Below are 203 nucleotides of genomic sequence, written 5' to 3'. Positions count from 1 at the left end.
CTCTCCACGCTCGCGACAACCTCGCCGAACTCCGCCAACATCGGCTCCATCAACGGCGAATGAAACGCATGCGACACCCGCAACCGCCGCGTCCGCGCACCCTTCGCGGCCAACGCCTCCGCGACCGCCAGCACTTCGTCCTCCACCCCCGACACCACCACCGCACGCGGACCATTCACCGCCGCAACCCCCACACCCGCAAA

1 protein-coding gene is annotated in these 203 nt (G+C 68.5%); it reads right to left on the bottom strand.

The features are described from left to right. Positions 1 to 194: acyltransferase domain-containing protein (locus WA788_RS35980; RefSeq protein WP_443034156.1), on the bottom strand; the 194-nt coding region annotated here is incomplete at its 3' end. Between the last annotated feature and the right edge of the window lie 9 nt (positions 195 to 203).

Source organism: Streptomyces sp. CA2R106, from assembly GCF_037034245.1.
In the GTDB taxonomy this organism is placed as follows: Bacteria; Actinomycetota; Actinomycetes; order Streptomycetales; family Streptomycetaceae; genus Actinacidiphila.
The sequence above is the reverse complement of the archived record's forward strand: the minus strand, read 5'-3'. Positions and strand labels throughout refer to the sequence as shown.